Below are 6,112 nucleotides of genomic sequence, written 5' to 3'. Positions count from 1 at the left end.
CCTCCGGGCCGCCTCCGCCCCGCCCCTCCCCGCCTCGGGTCGCGGCGGGTGTCGGCGCGTGGCGGCGGCTCGTCCCGGGGCGCGGCTCGTCGCGCCCGTGTATTGACTAGCTCTATTCAGCGCGTCAGGATGTGAATACAACAGCAAAATCCGCCGGGATCATTCATCCGCAAGGAGGCCGACCATGTCAGGACCCCGCCCCGTACGAGCGCCGCGCGGTACGGAACTGAGCGCCCTGGGATGGCAGCAGGAGGCCGCGCTGCGGATGCTCCAGAACAACCTCGACCCCGAGGTCGCCGAGCACCCCGACAAGCTCGTCGTCTACGGCGGCACCGGCAAGGCCGCCCGCGACTGGCGCTCCTTCGACGCGATGGTCCGCACCCTGCGCACCCTCAAGCAGGACGAGACCATGCTCGTCCAGTCCGGCCGCCCGGTCGGCGTCATGCAGACCCACGAGTGGGCCCCGCGCGTCCTCATCGCCAACTCCAACCTCGTCGGCGACTGGGCCAACTGGGAGGAGTTCCGCCGCCTGGAGCAGCTGGGCCTGACCATGTACGGCCAGATGACCGCGGGTTCCTGGATCTACATCGGCACCCAGGGCATCCTCCAGGGCACCTACGAGACCTTCGCCGCCGTCGCCGCGAAGAAGTTCGGCGGCACCCTCGCCGGAACCATCACCCTCACCGCCGGCCTCGGCGGCATGGGCGGCGCCCAGCCCCTCGCCGTGACGATGAACGACGGCGTGGCGATCTGCATCGACGTCGACCCGCGCGCCATCGAGCGACGCATCGAGCACCGCTACCTCGACGTGAAGGCCGACGACCTGCGGCACGCGCTGCACCTCGCGGTGGAGGCGCGCGACGCCCGCCGGCCGCTCTCCATCGGCCTGCTCGGCAACGCGGCCGAGCTGCTGCCCCGGATGCTCGCCGAGGGCGCGCCCGTCGACATCGTCACCGACCAGACCTCGGCCCACGACCCGCTGGCCTACCTGCCGACCGGGATCGCCTTCGAGGACATGGCCGACGCCGCCGAGAAGGACCCGGCCGGCTTCACCGCCCGGGCCCGCGAGTCCATGGCACGGCACGTCGAGGCCATGGTCGGCTTCATGGACGCCGGCGCCGAGGTCTTCGACTACGGCAACTCCATCCGCGGCGAGGCCCAGCTCGCCGGGTACGACCGGGCGTTCGCCTTCCCCGGATTCGTCCCCGCGTACATCCGCCCGCTGTTCTGCGAGGGCAAGGGCCCCTTCCGCTGGGCGGCCCTGTCCGGCGACCCGGCCGACATCGCCAAGACCGACAAGGCGATCCTCGACCTCTTCCCGGAGAACGAGTCCCTCGCCCGCTGGATCAAGCTGGCCGGCGAGCGCGTCCACTTCCAGGGCCTGCCCGCCCGCATCTGCTGGCTCGGCTACGGCGAACGCGACAAGGCCGGCGAGCGCTTCAACGACATGGTGGCCTCGGGCGAGCTGGCGGCCCCCCTCGCCATCGGCCGCGACCACCTCGACTGCGGCTCCGTCGCCTCCCCGTACCGCGAGACCGAGGCCATGCTCGACGGCTCCGACGCGATCGCCGACTGGCCGCTGCTGAACGCCATGGTCAACGTGGCCTCGGGCGCCTCCTGGGTCTCCCTCCACCACGGCGGCGGCGTCGGCATGGGCCGCTCCATCCACGCCGGTCAGGTCTCGGTGGCGGACGGCACCAAGCTGGCCGGCGAGAAGATCCGCCGCGTGCTGACCAACGACCCCGGCATGGGCGTCATCCGGCACGTGGACGCGGGCTACGACATCGCGGAGTCCGTCGCCGACGAGCGGGGCGTGCGGGTGCCGATGCGCGAGGACGAGGCGCAGTGACGACCGAGAACGACCGAACGGCGAAGGCCGGCGGCGCCTCCTTCCACGAGATGTGGCGTGACCTCGCGCCCCTCGGACGCCACCGCGACTCCGGCGGCTACCGCCGCTACGCCTGGACCGCGGCCGACGCCGACTGCCGTGCCTGGTTCCGGCAGCAGGCCGAGGCGCGCGGCCTGACGTACGAGGTCGACCGCAACGGCAACCAGTGGGCCTGGCTCGGGGACCCCTTGGCCGGGGACGCCGTCGTCACGGGATCGCACCTCGACTCCGTGCCCGACGGCGGCGCCTTCGACGGCCCCCTCGGGGTCGTGTCCTCCTTCGCGGCCCTCGACGAACTGCTCGCCCGGGGCGCGCGGTTCGCCAGGCCGCTCGCCCTCGTCAACTTCGGGGACGAGGAGGGCGCCCGGTTCGGCCTCGCCTGCGTCGGCTCGCGGCTCACCGCCGGGCAGCTCACCGTCGAGCAGGCGCACCGGCTCACCGACGCCGACGGGATCACCCTGCCCCGGGCCATGGAGGCCGCGGGCCACGACCCCGACGCCCTCGGCGCCGACCCGGAGCGGCTCGGCCGCATCGGCGCGTTCGTGGAGCTGCACGTGGAACAGGGCCGCGCCCTGGACCTCAGCGGCGACCGGGTCGGCCTCGCGAGCGCCATCTGGCCGCACGGGCGCTGGCGGTTCGACTTCCGCGGCGAGGCCAACCACGCCGGCACCACCCGTCTCGCCGACCGGCGCGACCCCATGCTGTCCTACGCCGAGACGGTCCTCGCCGCCCGCCGCGAGGCCGAACTCGCGGGCGCCGTCGCCACCTTCGGCAAGATCTCCGTCGAGCCGAACGGCGTCAACGCCATCCCCTCCCTGGTGCGCGGCTGGCTCGACTCCCGCGCCGCCGACCAGCCCACGCTGGACCAGGTCGTGGACGGCGTCGAGAAGGCCGCCCGCTCCTACGCCGAGGCCCACGGAATCGACCTGGACGTCGTCCGCGAGTCGTTCACCCCCGTCGTCGAGTTCGACCACGCCCTGCGCGACGAACTGGCCCGCATCCTGGGCGCCGACGCCGACCTCAGGGTGCCCGTGCTCGGAACCGGCGCCGGACACGACGCCGGAATCCTCTCCGCGAGCATCCCGACCGCCATGCTGTTCGTGCGCAACCCCACGGGCGTCTCGCACTCCCCGGCCGAGTTCGCCGCCGAGGACGACTGCGTGGCCGGGGTGCTCGCGCTCGCCGACGCACTGGAAGGGCTGGCCTGCAAGTGACGCATCCCCCCACGCGGACGTACTGGCTGGAGCACGCCTGGCTCGACACCCACGTCGAGCCGGGGGTCGCCGTCGAGGTCGCGGACGGCGCCATCACGGCCGTCCGCACGGACGTGCCGGCCCCGCCGCCCGGCGCCGAGATCCTGCGCGGCCTGACCATGCCCGGGCTGGCGAACGCCCACTCGCACGCCTTCCACCGCGCCCTGCGCGGCACCGTCCAGGTCGGCTCCGGCACCTTCTGGACCTGGCGCGAGGTCATGTACGCGGTAGCCGACAAGCTGACGCCGCAGACGTACCACGCGCTGGCCCGCGCCGTGTACGCCGAGATGGCACTGGCGGGCGTCACCTCCGTCGGCGAGTTCCACTACGTGCACCACGCCCCCGGCGGCGCCCGCTACGCCGACCCCAACGCCATGGGCGAGGCGCTCATCGAGGCGGCCGCGGACGCCGGCATCCGCATCACCCTCCTCGACACCGCCTATCTGTCCTCCGGCTTCGGACAGCCGCCCACCGCCCACCAGCTGCGGTTCTCCGACGGTGACGCCGAAGCCTGGGCCGAACGCTGTTCCGTTCTCAAGGAACGCGATCACGTGCGGATCGGAGCGGCGATCCACTCCGTGCGGGCCGTGCCCGCCGACCAGTTGGAGACCGTCGCCCGGTGGGCCGACGAACGGCGGGCCCCGCTCCACGTGCACCTGTCGGAGCAGACCGCCGAGAACGACGCCTGCCGGGAAGCCCACGGGTGCACCCCCACCCAGCTGCTCGCCCTGCACGGAGTGCTCGGACCGCGCACCACCGGCGTCCACAACACCCACCTCACCGCCGAGGACGTCTCCCTCATCGGCGGCAGCGGCACCGGAACCTGCATGTGCCCCACCACCGAACGCGACCTCGCCGACGGCATCGGGCCCGCCGTCGCCCTCCAGAACGAGGGCTCCCCGCTCTGCCTGGGCTCCGACAGCCACGCCGTCATCGACCTGCTCGAAGAGGCCCGCGCGATGGAACTCGACGAGCGGCTGCGCACCCGCACCCGCGGCCACTGGACCGCGGCCACGCTGCTGCGCGCCGCGTCCGCCGACGGCCACGCGGCCCTCGGCTGGCAGCAGGCCGGAGCGATCGAGGCGGGCGCGCTCGCCGACCTCACCACCATCGCGCTCGACTCGGTCAGGACAGCGGGGCCGCTGCCCCGGCTCGGCGCCGAGACGGCCGTATTCGCCGCGAGCGCGGCGGACGTCCGGCACACCGTGGTGGGCGGGCGGCACGTCGTACGGGACGGGGCGCACACGCTCGTACCGGACGTGCCGCAGGCCCTCGCGCAGGCCGTCGACGCCCTGCGCGGCTGACCACCGCCCCCCGCCCGGCCACCCACGAGGACGCCATGAGCAGCACCGTCATCACCAACATCGCCACGCTGGTCACCAACGATCCCTCCCTCGGTTCGCCGCTCGGTCTGATCCGGGACGCGGCGGTCGTCGTCGACGGCGACCGGATCGCCTGGACCGGTGCATCGAGCAAAGCACCCGCCACTGACAACCGGGTCGACGCCGGCGGCCGCTCGGTGCTCCCCGGCTTCGTCGACTCCCACTCCCACCTGGTGTTCGCGGGCGACCGCACCGAGGAGTTCAACGCCCGCATGTCGGGCCGCGGTTACACGGCGGGCGGCATCCGCACGACCGTGGCGGCCACCCGGGCGGCGAGCGACGAGGAACTGGAGGCGGGCCTCACCCGTTATCTGAGCGAGGCCCTCAGCCAGGGCACCACCACGATGGAGACCAAGTCCGGCTACGGCCTGACGGTCGCCGACGAGGAGCGCGCCCTGCGCCTCGCGGCACGCCACACCGACGAGGTCACCTACCTCGGCGCGCACATCGTCTCCCCCGATCTCGCCGACGACCCGGCCGCCTACGTCGCCCTGGTCACCGGCGAGATGCTCGACGCCTGCGCCCCGCACGCCCGCTGGATCGACGTCTTCTGCGAGAAGGGCGCCTTCGACGGCGACCAGGCCCGCGCGATCCTCACCGCCGGCCGGGCGAAGGGGCTGCACCCCCGCATCCACGCCAACCAGCTCTCCTACGGCCCCGGCGTGCAGCTCGCGGTCGAGCTGGACGCGGCCAGCGCCGACCACTGCACCCATCTCACGGACGCCGACGTCGACGCGCTCGCCGGCGGGGCCACGGTCGCCACGCTGCTGCCCGGCGCCGAGTTCTCCACCCGCGCGACGTGGCCGGACGCCCGTCGCCTGCTGGACGCGGGCGTCACCGTCGCCCTTTCCACGGACTGCAACCCCGGCTCGTCCTTCACGTCGTCCGTGCCGTTCTGCATCGCGCTCGCCGTGCGGGACATGGGGATGACCCCGGACGAGGCGGTGTGGTCGGCCACGGCGGGCGGGGCCGCGGCCCTGCGCCGCACGGACGTCGGCCGGGTGACCCCCGGCGCGTACGCCGACCTGACCCTCCTGGACGCCCCCAGCCACGTCCACCTGGCCTACCGGCCGGGCGTCCCGCTGGTGTCCGGCGTGTGGCGCAGGGGCGTGCGCGTGGTCTGAGGGGCGCGGGCGGCGAGGCGGAGGTGGGGCCTCAGGCCGCCCCCGCCCGCCAGACCTGGTGCGCGGCCCGGTCCAGCAGGTCGAACGACAGGGAGCCGGAGTCGTCCTCCGTCAGGGCCGACGCGAAGGCGACCGCCGGCCGGATCCTGCCGTTCTCGTCGACGGTGAACGTCAGGTTCCGGCCGTTGCGGCCCTCCCGCGAGTCGCAGCTCCAGACACCCACGCCGTCGTCGACCGAGCCGCGGCTGTCCAGGCAGAAGGCGGGGTCGGCGTACGACTGGAGCACCCCGCGCGCGGAGTCGACCCGCCAGCGCTGGCTCGCGGAGGCCGAGCACGGCACGGTGACGACGTCCGTGCCGTTGTCGAGGTCGCCCGCCACCTCCAGGCAGCGGCCCGTGGCGGCGTTGACGACCTGGGCGAACGCGGCCCCGGGCGGACGGGCGGGTGAGGGGGACGGGGTGGGCG

General features: G+C 74.0%; 5 protein-coding genes. 4 read left to right on the top strand and 1 reads right to left on the bottom strand.

Going from position 1 to position 6,112, the window contains the following annotated elements:
• Positions 1-184 precede the first annotated feature (184 nt).
• Genes hutU through hutI form a run of 4 tightly spaced genes read left to right on the top strand, consistent with a single transcriptional unit; the run spans position 185 to position 5,647 of the window.
• A complete protein-coding gene (hutU, locus tag KMS84_RS37575) occupies positions 185-1,849 on the top strand; it encodes a urocanate hydratase (RefSeq protein WP_256921042.1) in 1,665 nt (554 codons plus the stop codon).
• A gap of 50 nt (positions 1,850-1,899) precedes the next feature.
• Positions 1,900-3,102 (top strand): allantoate amidohydrolase, encoded by a 1,203-nt coding sequence (locus tag KMS84_RS37570; RefSeq protein WP_256921043.1) that lies wholly within the window; start codon positions 1,900-1,902, stop codon positions 3,100-3,102.
• Positions 3,093-4,445, top strand: coding sequence for a formimidoylglutamate deiminase (locus KMS84_RS37565; protein ID WP_285894453.1), 1,353 nt, complete (start codon positions 3,093-3,095; stop codon positions 4,443-4,445). Before KMS84_RS37570 ends, KMS84_RS37565 begins: the two co-directional genes overlap by 10 nt.
• A 35-nt stretch (positions 4,446-4,480) precedes the next feature.
• A complete protein-coding gene (hutI, locus tag KMS84_RS37560) occupies positions 4,481-5,647 on the top strand; it encodes an imidazolonepropionase (protein ID WP_256921040.1) in 1,167 nt (388 codons plus the stop codon).
• Between the two features lie 31 nt (positions 5,648-5,678).
• Here the strand turns inward: hutI and KMS84_RS37555 are convergent.
• The coding region (locus tag KMS84_RS37555; protein WP_256921039.1) for a ricin-type beta-trefoil lectin domain protein at positions 5,679-6,112 on the bottom strand (434 nt) is incomplete at its 5' end.

The organism is Streptomyces hilarionis, from assembly GCF_024539675.1.
GTDB classification, from domain to species: Bacteria; Actinomycetota; Actinomycetes; order Streptomycetales; family Streptomycetaceae; genus Streptomyces; species Streptomyces hilarionis.
The sequence above is the reverse complement of the archived record's forward strand: the minus strand, read 5'-3'. Positions and strand labels throughout refer to the sequence as shown.